Source organism: Rhodospirillaceae bacterium, from assembly GCA_002728255.1.
Taxonomy (GTDB): Bacteria; Pseudomonadota; Alphaproteobacteria; order UBA7887; family UBA7887.
In genome coordinates, this window is sequence record PBWV01000031.1 from 1 (window position 1) to 20,567 (window position 20,567).

General features: G+C 47.1%; 15 protein-coding genes, 1 tRNA gene and 1 pseudogene. 10 read left to right on the forward strand and 7 right to left on the reverse strand.

The window, feature by feature from the left end:
- Positions 1-470, reverse strand: a 470-nt coding sequence (locus CMM32_08050; protein ID MBT06848.1) for a cytochrome B, incomplete at its 3' end; no start/stop codon positions are given.
- Between the two features lie 267 nt (positions 471-737).
- Between CMM32_08050 and CMM32_08055 the strand changes: the two genes are divergently transcribed.
- A tRNA-Leu gene (locus CMM32_08055) sits at positions 738-824 on the forward strand.
- Positions 825-912: 88 nt separating this feature from the next.
- The gene (locus CMM32_08060) at positions 913-1,362 is read left to right on the forward strand and encodes a hypothetical protein (GenBank protein ID MBT06849.1); all 450 of its coding nucleotides are present in this window, start codon (positions 913-915) and stop codon (positions 1,360-1,362) included.
- A 68-nt stretch (positions 1,363-1,430) separates the two neighbouring features.
- Here the strand turns inward: CMM32_08060 and gltD are convergent, their stop codons facing one another.
- Genes gltD through CMM32_08075 form a run of 3 tightly spaced genes read right to left on the reverse strand, consistent with a single transcriptional unit; the run spans position 1,431 to position 8,314 of the window.
- On the reverse strand, positions 1,431-2,918 hold the full coding sequence (gene gltD, locus CMM32_08065; protein ID MBT06850.1) for a glutamate synthase: 1,488 nt from the start codon (positions 2,916-2,918) through the stop codon (positions 1,431-1,433).
- Positions 2,911-7,512, reverse strand: coding sequence for a glutamate synthase large subunit (locus CMM32_08070; protein ID MBT06851.1), 4,602 nt, complete (start codon positions 7,510-7,512; stop codon positions 2,911-2,913). The genes gltD and CMM32_08070 overlap by 8 nt, the downstream gene beginning before the upstream one ends.
- A gap of 52 nt (positions 7,513-7,564) precedes the next feature.
- Complete coding sequence (locus CMM32_08075) at positions 7,565-8,314, reverse strand: hydrolase (protein MBT06852.1); 750 nt, start codon at positions 8,312-8,314, stop codon at positions 7,565-7,567.
- Positions 8,315-8,447: 133 nt separating this feature from the next.
- Here CMM32_08075 and CMM32_08080 point away from each other — a divergent pair, with 133 nt between their 5' ends.
- Both CMM32_08080 and CMM32_08085 read left to right on the forward strand, forming a co-directional pair.
- Positions 8,448-9,380: a hypothetical protein gene (locus CMM32_08080; protein MBT06853.1), complete on the forward strand. Its 933-nt coding sequence runs from the start codon at positions 8,448-8,450 to the stop codon at positions 9,378-9,380.
- 53 nt (positions 9,381-9,433) lie between these two features.
- Positions 9,434-10,471, forward strand: coding sequence for an LLM class flavin-dependent oxidoreductase (locus CMM32_08085; GenBank protein ID MBT06854.1), 1,038 nt, complete (start codon positions 9,434-9,436; stop codon positions 10,469-10,471).
- 39 nt (positions 10,472-10,510) lie between these two features.
- Here the strand turns inward: CMM32_08085 and CMM32_08090 are convergent, their stop codons facing one another.
- Entirely contained in the window at positions 10,511-13,360 is a 2,850-nt protein-coding gene (locus CMM32_08090; GenBank protein ID MBT06855.1) for an excinuclease ABC subunit A, read from the reverse strand.
- A 225-nt stretch (positions 13,361-13,585) separates the two neighbouring features.
- Between CMM32_08090 and CMM32_08095 the strand changes: the two genes are divergently transcribed.
- Positions 13,586-14,038, forward strand: coding sequence for a single-stranded DNA-binding protein (locus tag CMM32_08095; GenBank protein ID MBT06856.1), 453 nt, complete (start codon positions 13,586-13,588; stop codon positions 14,036-14,038).
- 46 nt (positions 14,039-14,084) lie between these two features.
- On the opposite strand, the gene CMM32_08100 is transcribed toward CMM32_08095, so the two are convergent.
- Both CMM32_08100 and CMM32_08105 read right to left on the reverse strand, forming a co-directional pair.
- On the reverse strand, positions 14,085-14,417 hold the full coding sequence (locus CMM32_08100) for a pterin-4-alpha-carbinolamine dehydratase (GenBank protein MBT06857.1): 333 nt from the start codon (positions 14,415-14,417) through the stop codon (positions 14,085-14,087).
- 120 nt (positions 14,418-14,537) lie between these two features.
- Positions 14,538-14,864, reverse strand: coding sequence for a 4,5-dioxygenase (locus tag CMM32_08105; protein MBT06858.1), 327 nt, complete (start codon positions 14,862-14,864; stop codon positions 14,538-14,540).
- Between the two features lie 101 nt (positions 14,865-14,965).
- Between CMM32_08105 and CMM32_08110 the strand changes: the two are divergent.
- From CMM32_08110 to CMM32_08130, 5 genes and pseudogenes are all read left to right on the forward strand, one after another.
- Positions 14,966-15,493, forward strand: a pseudogene (locus CMM32_08110) (NifU family protein).
- A gap of 414 nt (positions 15,494-15,907) precedes the next feature.
- On the forward strand, positions 15,908-17,209 hold the full coding sequence (locus CMM32_08115) for a radical SAM protein (GenBank protein MBT06859.1): 1,302 nt from the start codon (positions 15,908-15,910) through the stop codon (positions 17,207-17,209).
- Between the two features lie 21 nt (positions 17,210-17,230).
- Entirely contained in the window at positions 17,231-18,445 is a 1,215-nt protein-coding gene (locus CMM32_08120) for a hypothetical protein (protein MBT06860.1), read from the forward strand.
- A gap of 145 nt (positions 18,446-18,590) precedes the next feature.
- On the forward strand, positions 18,591-19,055 hold the full coding sequence (locus CMM32_08125) for an SUF system Fe-S cluster assembly regulator (protein ID MBT06861.1): 465 nt from the start codon (positions 18,591-18,593) through the stop codon (positions 19,053-19,055).
- A gap of 35 nt (positions 19,056-19,090) precedes the next feature.
- A complete protein-coding gene (locus CMM32_08130; protein ID MBT06862.1) occupies positions 19,091-20,551 on the forward strand; it encodes a Fe-S cluster assembly protein SufB in 1,461 nt (486 codons plus the stop codon).
- Positions 20,552-20,567: the final 16 nt, after the last annotated feature.

The following is a 20,567-nucleotide window of genomic DNA, read 5'->3' on the forward strand; positions in this document are numbered from 1 at the left end:
CCGAAGAAACGGAGTCCCCGAGACACAATCGAGGCTAAGACAAATATCCATATATCGAGGTTGGCGACCCCACTGGCTATGGTAAATACTTTATAGGGAATGGGGGTTATGCCTGCTATGAAGACGATCCAGGCTCCCCATTTATTGTATTCGTCTCGAAGTCCATTGAACTTTTCTGTTTGGTGATAAAACTCGATTATCGGTCTCCCAACCAAATCGTATAATTCGTGCCCAATGTAGTAGCCTAGTACCCCGCCTAATACCGAGGCGACCGTGCAAACGGTGGCAATCCAGAAAGCTTTTCTTGGTCTCGCCAATACCATTGGTATAAGCATGATGTCTGGCGGAATCGGGAAAACCGAACTTTCCGCGAAAGAGACCCCCGCTAATGCGGAGTTGGCATGGCGATGTGAGGCCAAACCAATGATCCGTTGGTAGAGTCGGTCTAACCAAGTGGTTCTAGTTTTCACTTTGCGAGCACTTCCTATGTAGAGGGCTCACCATACAGCTGATTTTGTTTTGTGAGTAGTGAACTATTTAATTAATTTCTGGAAGAGAATCCTTCCTTAACTGGCGGAGGGATTGGGGGTCTGGCAACATGAGCCAGCGCTTGTGGGAGATCCGAAGCGGTGCGGATTCTCTTATAAGTGGCATTGACCATTTAACGTGGCTGTAGATAAGATGGCCACGGGAGCGTTCTAGTGTCGAAAAAAGAGTGTTACGGGACGCCCTTCTGAGCCCCTGTGGCGGAATTGGTAGACGCGGCAGACTCAAAATCTGTTGTCCGTATGGACGTGGGAGTTCGAGTCTCCCTGGGGGCACCACGTTTCTTTGATGGCATTTTACGGAGTATAGGGTGCGTAATTACAGAGCTTTATTGAATACTTCCTGGGCGAGGGGTAGCATTTCTTCATGAGAATTTTAATTTTAGCACTTACATTCTTAATTTGGGCAGCGCCGGTGCACGCGGATGCTGTGGCGGGGACAGGAATTATTTGTGAACATCCCGAGAATGGCAAAAACACTGTTTACTTTTTTCATGATGGGGAGGTGCATGAGGTATACTTGGGACAATACAAGATAGTTCGAATCATAACGTTAACCAAATATACTGTTTCTGATATGGCAATTGATTGGTCACTCCCAATACGGGGGACTACTTGGGAATATAAACGATCGTTTGATAGGCAGACATCCGTATTGGTGAAGGATTACATTAACCATGAGACGGATACAAAGGAGCAGAAAGCTACCATAAGTCACAGTATTTCGTATAAGTGTAAAACCACAGATCCAGCAGGAATAGAGGAGTTATACGGGCCGGGTGCTCTGGACTTGATTTTTGATAATATAGAGACATAAATATAGCTTAAGTTTCGCCCTGACTAAGGAGATAGGAAAGAAAGTTCCATTAACATTTAGGTGGGCATTTAGGGTAGGTCCGTGCTACCCATAAGGAATAGGTCGATCTCCCGAGCAGCTTCGCGGCCTTCATTGATGGCACGAACGACTAGAGATTGGCCGCTGCGGCAATCTCCAGCAACGAAAACATGACTAGCTGAGCTGCGGTAACTCCCTTTATCTGCTTTATAATTCGTTTTTTCATCTAGCTCTAGACCTAGGGATTCTGAAAGGTAGTGTTCAGGACCTAAGAATCCCATCGAGAGAAATACAAGGTCGGCCTTCCAGATTTTTTCAGTCCCATCCACCTTTTGAAGCGCTCCATTTTTGAACACAATGTCCACAGTTTTTAGACCTGTGAGATTCCCATTCGGGTCCCCAGTGAACTCTGTAGTCGATATGGAATACACGCGCGGATCTTTGTTGTATTTCGCGGCTGCTTCCTCGTGGCCATAGTCAACTTGGAATGTGATAGGCCATACGGGCCATGGATTATCATTGGCTCTATTGGCTGGGGGGGACGGAAACAGTTCAAAATTAGTCAAGGAGTTACAGCGGTGACGTAATGAGGTTCCCAGGCAGTCAGTGCCGGTATCTCCGCCGCCTATTACGATCACATCTTTACCCTCAGCATTTATGTATTGGTTGTCCTGAAGATCCGAATTTAAGAGACTTCTCGTGTTAGCGGTTAAATAGTCCATAGCAAAATGCACTCCATTGAGTTCTCTGCCTGGAATTTTGAGGTCCCTGGGTACGGTGGCGCCCGTGGTTAGCAGAAGGGCATCAGTTTGTGATGCAATATCTGAGACAGCGACCGTGCCGTTTGTCCCGTCGCCGACATCAGCGTTAACAATGAACTCAATTCCTTCCTGTCGCAGTAATTCAACTCTGCGGTTAACCACTTCTTTTTTATCAAGCTTCATATTGGGAATACCGTACATAAGGAGACCTCCAATGCGGTCTTCCCTTTCATATACGGTTATTTGGTGGCCTGCTGAATTGAGCTGCGCAGCAGCGGCAAGGCCGGCAGGGCCAGATCCAACTATGGCCACATGTTTTTCCGTTCTTGAGCTAGGTGGGTTAGGCTTAACCCAACCTTCAAGAAACCCTCGGTCAATTATCGCCATTTCTATGTTCTTAATTGTAACCGCAGGGGAATTGATCCCCAAAACACATGACCCTTCGCAGGGTGCTGGACAAACGCGTCCGGTAAACTCTGGAAAGTTATTGGTCTTGTGGAGGCGATGAAGTGCATCCTCCCATTGCCCAGTGTAAACTAGGTCATTCCACTCTGGTATTAAATTATGTATGGGACATCCGCTTCTTGCATTAAGTGGATTTATATCTGGTGATTGACAAAATGGTACGCCGCAGTCCATGCATCGGGAGGCCTGTGTTGCTAGGCGGTCACTATCATGGTCTGTGTAGATTTCATCGAAATCTGTCAAACGTTCCAACGGGTCCCTATAAGGGGCGCTTAAACGGTCGTGCTCCTTGAATCCAGTTACTTTACCCACGGCGAGCTTCCATCACACTACTATTTTTCTTTTGTTCAAGGACCCTTTTGTAATCAAGAGGCATGACTTTAATGAATTTACTCAGTGCGGAATTCCATTCACCAAGAATAGTTTTTGCTACTGTAGATCCCGTATAGTCCGCATGTTTTTTTATTAGTTCATGTAGTTCTACAATGTCATCATTCTCAGCAATCTGTTCTAGTGCAACCATCTCAAGATTACAGTGTCTTTCAAAGGTGTTGTCTGTGTCCAGAATGTAGGCTATCCCGCCACTCATGCCGGCTGCAAAGTTACGTCCCGTTTTTCCAAGTATGACAACTCGGCCGCCAGTCATATATTCGCAACCATGATCTCCTACACCTTCCACTACGGCGCGAGCGCCACTGTTCCGCACGCAAAATCTCTCGGCGGCGATACCTCGAAAATACCCTTCTCCTGAGGTGGCGCCGTACAAACCAACATTGCCGATCAATATTTGTTCTTCAGCGACGAAGGTGCTGGTCTTGGGGGGATAAACGATCAGGTGGCCGCCAGAGAGGCCTTTGCCAACGTAATCATTGGCATCGCCTTCAACTTCTAATGTGACGCCTTTGGCGAGCCAGGCCCCAAGACTTTGTCCGGCACTGCCAGTAAATTTAAAGTGAATTGTGCCTTCGGGTAGCATTTGTGGTCCAACGCGTTCGATAATCCGATTGGATAGCATCCCACCCACCACGCGGTCAGTATTTTTGATCAATAGTTCTTTTTTAACGGGGGTGCCATTAGCTAGGGCGGCTTCGGAAAGCTCAATGAGCTGGTTATCAAGAGCACTCTCGAGACCATGGTCTTGGCCATGTATGCAATATACCCCGAGACAATTGGTTGGCTGCGTTGCCCGCTGTAGAACTGCTGATAGATCAATTCCTCCAGCTTTCCAGTGGTTGACTGCATCTTCAATATGCAGAGCGTCGGTTCGACCAATCATGTCATTTACAGTTTTAAAGCCTAGTCTGGACATAATTTTTCTGAGCTCGGCGGCCATCATAAAGAAATAATTAATGACGTGGTCAGGCTGCCCTTGGAATTTTTTTCTTAATTCTGGGTCCTGCGTTGCGATGCCCACAGGGCAGGTGTTTAGGTGACATTTTCTCATCATGATACAGCCAAGAGCCACAAGAGGGCCAGTGCCAAAGCTATATTCCTCGGCCCCTAGCAGTGCCGCAACTGCAACGTCTCTTCCTGTTTTAAGTTGTCCATCCGTCTGTAGGGTGACTCTGGAACGAAGATTGTTCATGACGAGTGTTTGATGAGTTTCTGCAATACCCAACTCCCATGGAATTCCAGCATGTTTGATCGAAGTTAGAGGTGAGGCACCTGTTCCACCAGAGTCCCCGGCAATAACCAGATGGTCGGCCCGCGCTTTAACGACGCCGGCTGCGACGGTGCCTACTCCTATTGCCGCGCCTAGTTTAACGCTGATCCGGGCGCGAGGATTGGCGTTCTTTAGATCGTGAATGAGTTGGGCAATATCTTCGATAGAGTAGATGTCATGGTGTGGCGGCGGACTAATCAAGCCAACTCCCGGCGTGGAGTGGCGGAGTGAGGCTATGTACTCATCAACTTTCCCTCCAGGAAGTTCACCTCCCTCACCAGGTTTTGCTCCCTGAACAATTTTAATTTGGAGTTCGTCAGCATTGCTCAGATAATTAATAGTTACACCAAATCGACCACTTGCTATTTGTTTTATTGCCGACCGTTTTGAGTCTCCGTTGTCCAGCGGTATATAACGCTTAGGATCTTCGCCGCCTTCACCAGTATTTGATTTTCCTCCAACCCGATTCATCGCAATTGCCAACGATTCGTGAGCCTCCTGGGAGATCGATCCAAAACTCATTGCTCCAGTGACAAATCGCTTAAGAATTTCTCTTTCTGATTCCACTTCCTCAAGCGGAATCGGTCCTTTATTTGCGTCGTAGTTAAAGCGGAGTAGCCCTCTAAGAGTAGCCTTCCTCGTGCTTTCATTATTTGCATGATCGGCAAATTTCACGTATTCGGATTCATCATTCCCCCGAGCAGCCAGTTGCAAGTGGGAAATAGATTTTGGATCCCACATGTGGGTATCGCCGTGTCTCCTCCAATGAAAATCACCAGGATTTTGCAGAACTGGGAGCCGAACCGTGCTCCGCGGTGGATACGCGAGAGTGTGACGCTTTTCCATTTCCTCAGCTAGGATGGCAAAACCTGCGCCCTCAACCCGGCTGGCTGTTCCATCAAAGCATCGTTGCACCACATCAGAAGCAAGGCCAACGGCTTCAAAAATTTGTGCCCCTTTATACGATTGCAGAGTAGAAATGCCCATTTTTGCCATAACTTTGAGCATTCCCTTTGCAACACCTTTCTTATAGGCTGCGACAACGTCATCGTCGGTATTTATGTGAGCGGCGTCATCTAGATAGTTGTTTGCTTTGGCGTCCCATAGGGCTTCAAAAGCGAGATAAGGGTTTATCGCATCGGCTCCATACCCGATTAAAAGGCAGTGGTGGTGAACTTCTCTAGCTTCGCCAGTTTCAACAATGATGCCAACGCGGGTGCGAAGGTGTGACCTAACCAAGTGATGGTGCACTGCTCCAACGGCACAAAGAGCACTTATTGGAACGGAGTCAGGCCCGTTATTTCGGTCGGTCAAAATGATTATTTGAATACCTTCATCAATAGCAGATGTGGCTTCATCGCAAATTCGATCCAGCTCTTGCAGGAGGCCTTCTTCGCCGGTGCCTCGAGGAAAGGTTATGTCTATGGAACGCGAATGCCAGCCACGGTAGTTCAAATTGGTTAGTGCCGTCAGGGACTCATTCGAAAGGATTGGATGTGTAACTTGCATGCGTTGAGCATTTTGTTCTCGGGAATCCAGAAGATTTTGTTCCGGCCCAATATAACACTGGAGAGCCATCACTACTTCTTCACGAATGGAGTCGATTGCTGGATTAGTCACTTGGGCAAAAAGCTGCTTGAAGTAGTCATACAGCATTCGCGGCTTGTCAGACATTATCGCTAGTGCGCTATCATTGCCCATGGATCCAAGTGGATCACGAAGTTCCGTAACAAGGGGTTGCAACATAAATTGTAAGGTTTCTGTTGTATAACCAAATGCTTGCATCTGGGTAAGCAAAGTGTCCTTATCAAATTTTTCGTGGCGTCGTCCAGTTGGGAGATTATCCAGTTCAATCCGTTGGTTGGTGAGCCACTCATGGTATGGCTTTTGGTTGGCCCACTGTTCTTTGATTTCGTGGTCCGGGATCATCTTGCCCGCCTCAAAATCTATCAGGAAAATCTTTCCAGGTTGCAAACGGCCTTTTTTGATAACCTTGGCTGGGTCGATGTCAACCACCCCAACTTCAGAGGCCATTATGCATTTATGATCGTCAGTAATATAAAATCGGGAGGGACGTAATCCGTTTCGATCCAGCACAGCGCCGATGTAATTCCCATCTGTGAATGCTATGGATGCTGGGCCGTCCCATGGCTCCATTAGGCAGGATTGGTATTCATAAAAAGCGCGTTTATCCTTGTCCATTATTGGATCTTGCTGCCAGGCTTCAGGTATCATCATTAAGATGGCTTCTTGCAAGGTTCTGCCCGACATCAATAAAAACTCTAGAACATTATCAAAGGTACCAGAGTCGGAGCATTCGGGTTCGACAATGGGGAATAACTTGCTTAACCGGTCACCAAAATACTCGCTTTCCATAGTGCCCTGTCGGGCATTCATCCAGTTCTTATTGCCCAGAAGAGTGTTGATTTCCCCATTATGGCTCATAAAGCGGTTGGGTTGGGCTCTATCCCAAGAGGGGAAAGTATTTGTAGAAAACCGCGAGTGTACCATGGCAAGGTGAGATTCATAATTTCTCGATTGAAGATCAGGAAAAAAGGGAAATACTTGCTCGGGCGTGAGCATGCCCTTGTATATGATGATTTTTGTCGAGAGGCTTACGACATAAAATAATTGTCTTTCGGTTAATTTTGTATCTGTTCTAAGGAGATGGGTACTATGTTTTCGAATCAGGTAGAGTTCTCTTTCGAAAGAGTTGCCGTGAACCCCATTTGCGCCAACAAATATTTGTTCGATGTGAGGCATAGCGGCTAAGGCGGCTTTCCCGATTCCGGCTCCGTCTGGATCCACGGAAACTTCGCGCCATCCTATCAGTCGTTGGCCGGCCGCCTTAATTTCATCTGCAATGACTTCTTTGCAACGTAGCCGCTCAGTTGGGGAGCGAGGTAAAAACACGAGCCCCACACCATAATGACTCGGTTCTGGTAAATCCACGCCTAGTTCCTGTTGGGCAATTCCCTGAAGAAATTCATGGGGTAGGCCGGTCAAAATCCCTGCCCCGTCACCGCTATTTTTCTCGTAACCCACGCCACCACGGTGGATCATGCAGCAGTTCATATGCTCAGCATATTCGATTATTTCCCGACTTGGACGACCCTTAATGTCGCAGATAAAGCCGACCCCACAGGAATCTTTTTCGAGGGCAGGGTCATACAGCCCCCGTTTACTGGGCAACCCTAGTGTGAGCTCTTTTGCTAGCTCTGACGATGCGGTCCTGTCCGACATAGTGTTTTATACCCGCAGATGACTGGATGTATCAATGGAGGCTATTAAAGGCTTATCCATTAAGTTCTCTGCTAAAAAGGGAGAAAAGCCTTTCCCAGTGCCGTTCCCCGGCTGCTTTAACATACGCTGGACGTTGGGGGAAAGCGAATCCGTGCTCCGTGTCAGTATAGACTTCCACCCGGTGTTTCACCCCCGCGTCTGCCATAATTTGAGGTAAGGAGTTCACAGTAGAAGAGGGGACAAAAGGGTCGTCCGAGGCAAACCCAAGGTATAATGTGCCTTTTATATTTCCAGCCATTAGGTGCGGAGAGTCCTTTTCATCTGTGACTATCCCAACGCCATAAAAGGAAGCTATTGCTGCAAATTGGGCAGCATAGGCGGCTGCTATCGAGACCACGAATTGCCCGCTCATGCAATAACCTATGCAGCCAGCAGGCCCATTACTCGCCGCCTCATCGGCGGCAATGTGGGCCAGTAAGGGCTTAGTGTCCGAGATAACGCGGGCGTTGGTGAGTGTACGCATCACTTCAAACATCTTCTCACGTTCCGTCTCATTCACACGTATTTTTGAAAGATCAAAGCCATAATTTCCTTCGCGACCGTTTCGATAATACAAGTTAGGCAGCATCACATAATAACCAACAGTGGCTAGTCGCCTGGCCATATCCCGCAGTTCCTCACGAATGCCTGGCGCGTCCATATATATAATTATTGCTGGAAATGGGTCATTCTCCTCTGGATGACAGATGAATAAGTCCATTTGGCCATCAGGAGTAGTAATTTCAATTTCACGTTCGTGCATTATTTTTCCTTCTTTCCTGAGGCTTAGTTTATTTAAATTTTCTGCTAGGCTATAAGCCATGGCGGGGCGTGGGCCAGAATAATAGTTAATATTTTCTGAACCGCATAATATTTTAGGCTCGAGGGTGGTTCAAATGTCGGTCGCTGTTGGTATAGGACTATCAGATTACCCATTCTCCAGCAGCAACTATTTTTGGGACTGGGTTGCTGCTTGTGAGGAGGGAGGAGTTGATTCGCTGTGGCAGACGGATCGCCTAATATCCCGAAAACCTATGCTTGAAACAGTTGTCACGATGGCTGGCATAGCGGGTGCGACAAAACGCATAAAGTTTGGCATGAACGTAGTTTCCCTAGCTCTCAGGGACCCTCTTTTGCTTGCAAAACAGTGCGCTACTATAGATGCACTTAGCAGTGGCCGGCTGCTTCCAGCTTTCGGGATCGGCAATATCCGGGCTCCAGAATGGCTCGCCACCTCATTGTCAACAAAGGGTCGAGGTCAACGGACAAATGAAGGGCTGCATATTTTGCGTAAATTATGGACCGAAGATGAAGTCACCTTTCGGGGACGTTTTTATAACTACCAATCCGTCTCCATAAGTCCAAGGCCCGTCCAGCGGCTTCTGCCTATGTGGATTGGTGGATCCAGTCCGGCCGCTGTGCAGAGGACGGCCAGATTCGGTACGGGTTGGCAAGCAGGTTTCGAGACGCCATTTCAGGTTGGGAAAACTATTGCCGCCATTAAAGAAGCCCTCCACAAGGAAGGCCGGGAAATAGATGAAGATCATTATGGAGCAAGCTTTAGTTACAGGTTTGGGGCATGGGCTGACCCTGTTGTTGAGCAGTCGGCACAATTAGTGCGGGACAGGCTTGGACGGGACCCCAATGACATATTTGTTGTAGGAAATGCTCAAGATATTGTGACGCGCCTTGTTCAATATGTCGACGCGGGTGCTTCAAAATTTATTTTACGCCCGATAGCATCGGGTGACCCGGACGTTCTGGAACAAACTAATATATTGATTGATGAAATTTTGCCGGAGATTCAAAAGTTGAATTCTCAATGTTAGGGTAGGCTGGGGTCTTCCCTGTCACAATGTTTAGTTTATGAGGAGATTTCTTGTTGCGTATTTCTGTATTGGAACAAGCTATTGCTGCTTTGGATCGGCCAAATCGAGAGACGATTACCAATGCTGTTGATTTAGCTGTGCACTGTGAAGCGCTTGGTTACAATAGATTCTGGGTTTCTGAACATCATAATAACCAAACCATTGTGGGGACAGCTCCAGAGATCCTTATGGCTGCAATTGCTAGCAAGACGAAAACAATACGCGTGGGGAGTGCCGGTATAATGTTGCCTCATTATTCGGCCTTCAAGGTTGCGGAACAATTTAGAGTTTTAGATTCTCTTGCTCCAGGGCGCATCGATCTTGGGCTTGGGCGGGCACCAGGGTCAGATGGACGGACAGCATTTGCCCTGAATCCGTTGGCAAACGAGCGGCCAGCCCAATTTCCTTCAGACGTTAGGGACTTGGTCGCTTGGGTAACGGGCGGTCCATTGATTGATAAGCACCCATTTGGTGCCCTCGAGGCATTCCCTAAAGGTGATACCGCTCCGGAGGTGTGGATTTTAGGCAGCTCCAATTATGGCGCGCAAATCGCCGCACATTTTGGTCTCCCCTACTGCTTTGCTTGGTTTTTTAGTGATGGCCGAGGCGCAGCTGAAGCGGTGGAGATTTATCGTCGCAGTTTCCAGCCCAGCAATCTATGTCAGGAACCATATGTTGGGCTTTGCGTTTGGGCGTTTGCTGCTGAAACAGAGGAAGAAGCACAATTTCATTATAGCTCTCGAGCCAAATGGAAAATTTTTAGGGAGCGGGGCCTCTTTTTGCCAATTGAGCCTCCGGAAGTTGCTTTGCAGCAAGAGTATGATGGGCGGGAACGCGAACGATTAGAAAGGGACAGGGCGACGGCATTTATTGGAACTCCATCCAAGGTGATGGAGCAACTTAAATGCTTAGGAGCGGAAATGGCTATTGACGAGATGGCTCTTGTCGCCTGGGTGTACGATGAGGATGTTCGCCGGAAAAGTTTTTCCCTTATTGCGAACGCAGCCGATTTACCAAAGCTTGAATCAGGGGCTCAAGCCTCATCAGCGTAGCGCTCTCCAAAAAGACATAGTTATGAGATGGTTATTTATTCAAGCGCTTTTTGCATTAAGCAGTTTTGCCAGAAACTGGCCCGTGTAACTTGCACGAGATTTGCATATCTTCTCGGGTGGGCCACAAGCTACTATCTTGCCGCCACCGTCGCCTCCGTCTGGCCCAAGATCAATTACCCAGTCAGCAGTTTTTATTATCTCCAAGTTATGCTCAATGACCACCATGGTGTTTCCAGCTTCAACAAGGGCATGCAGAACTTCCAACAGTTTCCGAACATCTTCAAAGTGTAGGCCGGTAGTTGGTTCGTCAAGGATATAGAGAGTTTTTCCAGTGCTCCTTCTTGAAAGTTCCTTTGCTAGTTTAACTCTTTGGGCTTCGCCGCCAGAGAGGGTTGTCGCTGGTTGTCCAACTTTAATATAGCCAAGGCCAACTTTTTGAAGTGTAACAAGTTTATCTCGAATGCTTGGAACCACACGAAAGAATGCCGCCGCCTCATCTACCGTCATTTCTAAGACATTAGATATCGATTTTCCCCGGTACTCAATTTCCAGGGTCTCCCTATTATATCGAGCGCCTCGGCACGAATCACAAGTTACGTATACGTCCGGAAGAAAGTGCATCTCCACTTTTATTACACCTTCCCCTTGGCATGACTCACAACGGCCGCCCTTCACGTTGAAAGAAAATCGACCCGGTTTGTAGCCCCGTGCACCCGATTCTGGAAGCCCAGAAAACCATTCCCTGATAGGTGTAAAACAACCTGTATATGTAGCGGGATTGGAGCGCGGAGTTCTTCCTATAGGGGATTGATCTATCTCCACAGCTTTATCGAGTAGTTCCAGGCCTTTGATATAGGAGTGTGGTTCTGCTGTAGCTCGCCCTTTGTTTACTCTGCGAGCTACAGCAGGGTATAGGGTGTCCACTACCAAAGACGATTTTCCGCTGCCAGACACTCCTGTGACACATATAAAGGTTCCCACGGGGAATTTCACAGTTATACCTTGGAGATTATTCGCGCTAGCCTCGCCTAATGTAATGTATTGTGGTCCAGTGCTTCCCATTTTAGCGGACCGGCGATGTTCAGGGACAGGAATGCGGGTACGTCCGGATAGGTATTTGCCTGTCAAACTATTCTTATGAGTGGAAATTTGGGAGGGCGTACCCTCGGCGACTACCGTTCCACCGTTTTCCCCTGCTCCTTGGCCCATATCTATAATATGATCCGCGGCAAGTATTGCTTCTTCATCATGTTCTACGACGATTACAGTGTTACCAAGGTCCCTTAGGTCCTTGAGGGTCATTAATAGTCGGGCGTTATCCCGTTGGTGTAGTCCTATTGACGGTTCATCTAAGACATAAAGTACGCCCGTTAGGCCTGACCCAATTTGAGAGGCTAGGCGGATTCTTTGGCTTTCGCCGCCTGATAAGGTGCCTGAGTTTCGAGATAACGTAAGATAGTCCAGTCCAACATTAACCAAAAATCCTAACCGGAGGTTTATCTCCCTCAGAATTCGTTGTGCTATCTGTTTTTGCTTTGGGGTTAACTTTCTGTGAAGCGAAGAAAACCACTTGGCGGCCGCGGAAATGGATAAGTTGCTTATTTCACCAATATGCTTCCCGCCGATCTTTATCGATAGAGTTTCAGGCTTTAACCGGAAGCCGTTGCACTCTGTGCAGGAAAATTTGCGCTGAAATCGTATCAAATCGTCCCGCACCCAGTTATTTGAAGCTTCATTAAATCGCCTCTGTAGGTTAGGTATTACGCCCTCAAAGGGCCGCCGGGTTGTATAGCTGTGGGTGCCGTCATCGTAGGTTATTGAAAGGACTTCAGAAGAGGATCCTTGCAAAATAATGTCCTGTTCTTTTTTTTGCAGGTCACCAAAAGGGACATTCATACTGAATTTGTAGTGTCCAGCGACGCCCTCAAGGGCTTGTTGGTAATATTTGCTGGAGCTATTAGCCCAGGGTTCTATGGCCCCTTGCCGCAGGCTTAGTTTTTCGTCAGGCACTACAAGCAAGGGGTCAAAGTATGTTATGGTTCCAATTCCATCGCATATGGGGCATGCTCCGAATGGGTTGTTGAATGAGAAAAGCCGAGGTTCGATTTCGGCGATCGTAAAGCCTGAGATTGGACAAGCAAACTTTGAAGAGAACGTTAAGCGCTCTTTGGCTTCTAGAATGTCAGCGAAGAGAATGCCTTCGCTCAGACTAAGTCCTGTTTCAATGCTATCAGCTAATCGTGAGTTGAGGCCGTCGCGAATGATAACGCGGTCAACGACAACCTCTATGTCGTGCTTCCTATTTTTTTCAATATCAGGGGTGTCGTTTATGTTGTATATCTCACCATCAATCCGAACCCGTTGAAACCCACGTTTCATAAGTAACGAAATTGTTTTACGGTGTTCTCCTTTTCTGCCCCTAACAATGGGCGCTAGGAGATATAATCTCGTTCCCTCTGGTAGAGCCATCAAGCGGTCAACCATTTGGCTAACACTTTGGCTTTCAATGGGGAGCCCAGTTGCTGGGGAGAATGGGATCCCAACCCGGGCATACAATAGTCTCATATAGTCATATATTTCTGTCACTGTTCCAACGGTCGAACGGGGATTTCGCGAGGTAGTTTTTTGGTCAATAGCAATAGCTGGTGACAGGCCTTCTATGGATTCAACGTCTGGTTTTTCCATTAGTTCAAGAAATTGACGGGCGTAAGCAGAAAGGCTCTCGACATATCGGCGTTGTCCCTCTGCATATATCGTGTCGAAAGCCAGTGATGATTTTCCTGACCCTGAGAGCCCGGTAATGATGGTGAGGCTATTTCGGGGGACATTGACGCTTATGTTTTTTAAATTATGTTCCTTTGCCCCAGTGACGCTGATGTGCTTATTCATATTGAGTTCTTAAACTAGAGATGGAGGCCAATTTAATGCTGCAGTTAGGTCTAACTTTTGAACTAATACATGCACAGCCCATTTAATACCAGGTGCGTCTGTTTTGAGGTTTGGAACGAGACAGATGGCCACGACTGGTTCAGGGTCAGTTTTTTCGTCAATTTTAATGCATATATATTACGGTTCTAGTATGTTTAGAATATCATTGAGCTTGGAGGGTGGTCTATGGCTGGAAGCGTAAATAAAGTTATTTTGGTGGGTAACCTAGGTCGAGAGCCGGAGGCACGGGCTATGCAGAATGGCGGTAAGGTGGTTACCTTTTCCCTAGCCACCAATGAGAGCTGGCGTGACAAGGCTACTAATGAGCGTCGCGATAAAACCGAGTGGCATCGCGTGGTGATATTTAACCAAAACCTGGGCGATATAGCGGAGAAATATCTGCAGAAGGGTTCCAAAGTATATTTGGAGGGCCAGCTTCAGACCCGTAAGTATACAGACCAGTCTGGTCAGGAGAAATATACCACGGAGGTGGTTCTTCAAGCTTTCGGGTCGACGCTCACTCTCCTTGATTCTCGGCGTGATGGCCTGAGTTCAGAATATGATTCTCCAACTATGGACACTTCGTTATCATCGGATGATACGAGTACCGTTGGCCTGGATGATGACATACCCTTCTAAAGTCTTGTGTCTTGCTGAGGTGGGTTTTCGCTTGAAGTACAATGGATCAAAGAAAGCTATTAATTTTGGCGGCCATAATAAAATCGTTCTCATGCAGGCCTTTAATTTTCTTTGTCTGTAGAGAGACCCTAGCGTAGCCCCAACCAAACTCTACGTCAGGGTGGTGTCCTTCGCTTTCAGCTAGCTCGCCCACTTTTTGCACGAACTGCATTGCTTCTTTAAAATCTCCAAAAGTATAACTTCGGGCTATTAGGGTGCTATTTTCCAAAAGTTCCCAGCCTTCGGTTTGTTCTAGGTACTTGGCTGCAAGTTTTTGTGATAGGGGTGGTATGCCGCCCTGACACGGGGTACAGGTTTTGGCTGTAAGGGTCTCTCTCATAATGGGTCTCCATGTTGTTAGGGTCCTGATGGCAACCAAGGTTGCCGGAGCTTTAGTGGGGTATTTTGGTTTGGTTTACGTGTAGTGCGTTCTCTGAGTTGCTGCTTTGATTCGGGTTTGCTACGGATCCAATCTTTTAAGCCGAAGTCTCAAGGGCTTTCCCATCCATAGAGCATATTTTGTGTGGTCGAGCACACTGGATTCAGTATTTGGATGAACCAAGATGCTGAGACCAGTACGATTTAACATTAACCATGGCACAAATGTGCCAAAAAGGCAGGGTTGGAAACTAACTTGATACATGGCCTGGGGATGGGGCCCGACGGGTTCCTCTCGCCAACGCCCAATCTCCACTGCGTAATTCTTCTCCATGGAAATTCGAAGTGCCTTGGCCATGTTTCTAGTTTTATCCTCATAATAGATATGTGCGTGAAAATGGCTTATCATGTTGTGGCTTTCGTCAGCTTATAGGCTGNGTATTATTCTATCATTATTTCATTATAAGTAGTATAGCATAGCAAAAGTGCTTGAACCGACGCGGAGGCATCATGTTCATCCAAACTGAGGCAACATCCAACCCAAATGTGATCAAATTTTATCCTGGTGAACCGGTTCTCTCGTCAGGAGAGCAAAGATTTGTGGGNGCAGAGGAGGCGGTCCGATCCCCTCTCGCGGAGCGTTTATTTGCCATTGAATTTGTTAAGGCTGTGACCTTGGGAGGCGACTTTGTCTCAGTCGAAAAAACTGGTGATTCCGATTGGCAATTGATGAAGCCTGCCATCCTTGGGGCTATAATGGAGCACTATATTGCTGGGGTTCCTGTTCTAGTGGACGAGTGCCCCTCCGAGGACGCTGTGGAGGAAGACTTTGACCCAGATGATTCAGAGATTGTGGCTGAAATTAAGGAACTTCTGGCAACGCGNGTAATGCCTGCCGTGGCGGAAAGTGGTGGCAGTGTAAAATTTCGAGGTTATAGAGATGGCCGTGTAGTTATTGAAATGCTTGGATCAGCATACGGTTATCAAAATGGTATCCAAAATCTTTTGCAGCATTACGTCGCGGAGTTCGTCGAATTGGTCGATTTCCGGGATACTCAGCCAAGGCCTGGTCTAGAAACGACAGAGGGGCGAGCTGTACAGAAGCTGTTAGATGAACGTATTAACCCCTCGGTTAGTTCACACGGAGGCCATATTGCTTTGGTGGATGTGAAGGAGGATACAGCGTATATTCGTCTGGAGGGTGGTTGTCAGGGATGTGGGATGGCGGACGTGACCTTGAAGCAGGGTGTCGAGGTGGAAATTAAGAAAGAAGTCCCGTCGATCGCCCATGTATTGGATGTAACCGATCATGCTGGGGGGAGTAATCCCTACTATCAACCGGGCAAATAAGATGGAAATGTGGCTAAGTTCCCCAATGTTGTACTAGTATCGACTTATGATCTAGGGCATCAGCCTTATAGCATAGCCCTTGCTTGCGCGCTGGTGGGACGCATGGGTGCCAAGGTGCATTGTAATGATCTAGCTGTCGATGAATTGGCAAGCGAGGAAATTTTGAATGCAGACTTGGTTGCGCTGCATCTTCCAATGCACACGGCGACACGCCTGGCCGTTGAGGTGTTACCGCGAATACGGGAACTAAACCAGCGCGCTACAATTGTTTGTTATGGCAATTACGCTGTAATGAACGAACGCTTACTTATTTCTGCCGGTGTGAATGTGGTTCTTGGCGTGGAGGCGGAGACGGCGCTAGCAGATTTGTGCAGAACTCCATTCGCAGTGGCACAATCCACGGCGCTGAATTCATTGGTTCCTCAACGGCAACGATATGTTCTCCCTGATCGTACAGGGTTGGCTGAGTTGTCACGATATTCTCATCTTATTCCACCGAATGGTGTTCCGAAGTTGGCAGGCTACACAGAATCGACCCGCGGTTGCAAACATTTCTGTAAGCACTGTCCGGTAGTACCTGGTTATGAGGGAAGGTTTTTTGCCGTGGACCGCGATTTGGTTGTGAAAGATGTCGAGCAACAGGTTGAAATGGGAGCTGAACATATAACTTTTGGTGATCCGGATTTTTTTAACGGGCCAAAACATGGTGTTCGGATCATAGAAATGTTGTCTAAAAAACATCCTAACGTCACTTATGATGTGACTATCAAAGTTGAGCATCTATTAAGGCATCAAGAATTACTGCCTATNTTGAAGGAGAAAGGATGTTTATTCGTGACAACAGCTGTAGAATCTTTCGATGACCAGATATTGAAGATTCTCGGTAAGGGACATACACGTGCTGATTTTGCTAAGGTGGTCGAAATTTGCAGTAAATTAAATTTGCATCTCGTTCCGACATTCGTTGCTTTCACGCCCTGGACAACGCGTAAAACCTATTTGGACTTTTTGAGACAAATTGTCCATTTTGATTTAGTTTCACGAGTGCCCGCGGTTCAATATAGCCTTAGGTTATTGGTGCCACGGGGTTCTCTGATGCTTGGTCAAGATGCGTTTCGGGGATTTGTCGGGTCCTACAATCCAGATGGTCTAAGTTATACTTGGAGTTATCAAGAATCCACGATGGGAGCTTTCGAGGCGAGAATAGGGNGCGCCGTTGAGACTTTCGTGGANGCGGGCGTGCCTGCTGCTGATGCATTTAGTCAACTATGGGAATTTGCTCACAATGAAAATCAACTTTCAGCGCCCGCGCTTAACTTAAACACTGCATTGTTGATGCCCAGTATGAGTGAGCCGTGGTATTGTTGTTCTGAGCCAACAAAGGCTCAATTAAGCGGCCTTTAATATGTAGAAAATGATGGGCAGATGAAACAGGCTCTATTGTTATTGCCATCACGGAGCTATCGGGCGTCTGGCTTCATGAATGCTTGTGGTAATGTGGCTGCTGAAATAACAATAGGTGTNGATAGTGAGCAAGTTTCGGAAGGCATGGCGGGGGGGCTGGTAAAGAGATTTAATTTTTTGGATCCCCAGATTGGGGCAAGGCAGGTATTAGATTTTGCAAAAGGAAGAACCTTTTGCGCGGTGATCCCCACTGAGGAGGAATCTATTCTGCTTGCGGCCCACGCTGCTGCTCTCTTAAATATTGAGCACAATAGTGTAGATGCGGTGTTGGCATGTCAAAACAAANACGTCTTGCGGGATAGGCTTTCAGCTAATGGGCTACTCCAGCCCTCATTTACCTTAATTGAATTTGAGAAAGTGCGGCAGGGGTGGGTGCCTGAGAGATTTCCCTGTGTGATTAAGCCAACAAGTCTATCCGGTAGTTGTGGCGTAATAAGGGTAGATGAAAAACCGGAATTTCTATCTGCATTCAATAGAGTAAAGAAAATTGCTCTTCAACATGCGGTTGTCACCCCTCCAGGCCTACTGGTGGAGGAGTATTTGCCCGGGCGGGAAATTGCTGTTGATGCGCTCATTCACGATGGTGATATCCATGTGCTTGCAGCATTTTCGAAACCGGATCCCCTGATTGGGCCATATTTTCCTGAGTCCATTTACCTGACCATCCCGCTAAGTTCTGAACCTGAATTAGCGGATGTAAAGTTCATTCTTGCTAAGGGGGTAAGGGCTCTGGGGTTACGGAAAGGTCCTGTGCATGCTGAATTTAGAATTAACAGTGACGGTATTTACATATTAGAGATTGCGGCGAGATCAATTGGAGGTCAGTGCGGGAGTTGTCTAAGTTTTGATAATGGCAAGAAACTTGAGCAAGTCATTGTAGAGTACTATCTAGGTGAGAACGTGCCTCCTTATCGTCTGGATGAAAGATCTTTCGGGATAATGATGCTTCAAGCGGAAAACAGTGGGGTTTTAAGAAGTNTACAGGGTTTGCAAAGAGCCCGGAAGCAATCAAATATNGATGCNATTAATATTACTATACCTATAGGGCAGCATGTTGAGGCATTGCCCGAGGGCCGACGGTATCTAGGCTTTATTTTTGCGTCTTCTTCGAATATTTGGGAAACGGAGGACTCTTTACGAAGAGCCCGCGCGGCATTAGAGATAACAATTTCTTGAATTATAAGAGTAAAATTTTTTCGGATTATATCATTAGGCAACTGAAAATCTTGACAAACCGGCAATTCAGCCATATCTAAAATCAAACAAGACTATATCAGTCTGATTTTGGTGGCTGATCATTGACATTGATAGGTGAGTTGCAATGGTTCGATTAAGCCGTTTGGCGGATTACGGAGTGTTATTGATGAGCCACATTGCGCGGCGACCGGATAACGTGTTCACCGCGCTTGCTTTGTCGGACATCACACACCTGCCAATGCCCACTGTTGGTAAGCTGCTGGCAAAATTGGCTCGGGCAAAATTGCTTCGGTCGATAAGGGGTCGAGATGGGGGNTACATATTGGCCCTTGAGCCAGGAGGGATAACGATTGAAGAAATAATTACCGCAGTAGATGGCCCTATTGCCCTGACCGTGTGTTTGGATAGTGGCGGGGGCGCCTGTGATCTTGAGGGCGTTTGTCTCTCCCAGCCAAATTGGCGGCGGATAAATGATGCTCTTCGGCAAGCCCTCTCGGATGTAACATTGTTAGATATATCAACGTCGTCTCCATTGCCCTTGAGTAGCGAAAATATAAAGGGTGATATAGGGCAGGTGAGCANCCACTAATATATTTTCCACCGGCAGAATTTGAGAAGGGAAGGATGTCTGCAACTGTAGAAACAATTAAGAGTGTCGAAGAGGCGACAGGGGGTGACTATAAGTACGGGTTCGTCACTGATATAGATTCCGAGTTTGCTCCTAAGGGGTTGAACGAGGATATCGTCCGCTTCATTTCGCAAAAAAAGGACGAGCCAAAGTGGTTGCTAGATTGGCGGCTTAAGGCATTCCGTCTTTGGGAATCTTCCGTAGAAAAAGAACCAACATGGGCTAATCTTAAGCAAACTCCGATGGATTTTCAGGATGCTTATTATTATGCAGCGCCCAAAAAGGGGGAAGCTCCAAAAAGCCTTGATGAGGTAGATCCGGATTTATTGGAAACTTATGAAAAACTTGGAATTCCTATAAGGGAACAGGAAGCCTTGGCGGGTGTAGCGGTCGACGCAGTATTTGACAGCGTTTCTGTTGCAACCACATTTAAGGGAAAACTTGCNGAACTCGGCATTATATTTTGTCCGATATCGGAAGCTGTGAGAGACCATCCGGAATTAATAAAAAAGTATCTTGGAAGTGTGGTTCCTGCCTCTGATAATTTTTATGCAACCTTAAATTCAGCTGTGTTTAGTGATGGTTCATTTGTGTATATCCCTAAGGGTGTACGTTGTCCTATGGAGCTTTCCACATATTTTCGCATAAATGCGGCCGAGACAGGACAGTTCGAAAGGACGCTCATTGTAGCAGATTCCGATTCCCAAGTGAGTTATCTTGAGGGTTGTACCGCACCGATGAGAAGTGAGCATCAACTTCACGCAGCGGTTGTTGAACTGGTAGCACTAGAGAATGCTGATATAAAATACTCTACGGTCCAAAATTGGTATCCTGGTGATAAGGCCGGAAATGGCGGTATATACAATTTTGTTACTAAACGTGGCGCATGTCGCGGGGATAATTCAAAGATTTCCTGGACCCAGGTAGAAACGGGCTCTGCAATCACATGGAAATACCCAAGTGTTATTTTGCAAGGTGATAATTCAATTGGAGAATTTTTCTCTGTAGCGATTACAAATAATTATCAGCAGGCGGATACCGGTACGAAAATGCTTCACATAGGGAGAAATACGTCCAGCACTATTATTTCGAAGGGAATTTCAGCGGGGCATGGACAGCAGACCTACAGGGGGCTAGTTCGAGTGCAGGGCGCAGCGGATAAGGCGCNCAATTTCACGCAGTGTGACTCACTTTTGATAGGGGATAAATGTGGGGGGCACACGGTTCCCTACATTGAGGCAGGTAATAAGACGGCGAAAGTGGAACACGAGGCGACAACCTCCAAAATCGGTGATGACCAATTGTTTTATTGTAGACAGAGAGGTCTTTCTGATGAGGAAGCGGTTTCTTTGATAGTTAATGGCTTTTGTAAAGAGGTGCTTCAGAAGTTGCCTATGGAATTTGCGGTAGAGGCGCAGAAGTTGCTGGGAATTAGTCTAGAAGGTGCCGTGGGATAACAAGTGCGGTTAGGGG

Bases quoted from the DNA above. Each gene is read 5' to 3' on its own strand.
- CMM32_08060 (MBT06849.1), top strand. From the start codon at position 913: ATGAGAATTTTAATTTTAGCACTTACATTCTTAATTTGGGCAGCGCCG.
- CMM32_08070 (MBT06851.1), bottom strand. From the start codon at position 7,512: ATGTCGGACAGGACCGCATCGTCAGAGCTAGCAAAAGAGCTCACACTA.
- CMM32_08075 (MBT06852.1), bottom strand. From the start codon at position 8,314: ATGCACGAACGTGAAATTGAAATTACTACTCCTGATGGCCAAATGGAC.
- CMM32_08080 (MBT06853.1), top strand. From the start codon at position 8,448: ATGTCGGTCGCTGTTGGTATAGGACTATCAGATTACCCATTCTCCAGC.
- CMM32_08090 (MBT06855.1), bottom strand. From the start codon at position 13,360: ATGAATAAGCACATCAGCGTCACTGGGGCAAAGGAACATAATTTAAAA.
- CMM32_08095 (MBT06856.1), top strand. From the start codon at position 13,586: ATGGCTGGAAGCGTAAATAAAGTTATTTTGGTGGGTAACCTAGGTCGA.
- CMM32_08100 (MBT06857.1), bottom strand. From the start codon at position 14,417: ATGAGAGAGACCCTTACAGCCAAAACCTGTACCCCGTGTCAGGGCGGC.
- CMM32_08105 (MBT06858.1), bottom strand. From the start codon at position 14,864: ATGATAAGCCATTTTCACGCACATATCTATTATGAGGATAAAACTAGA.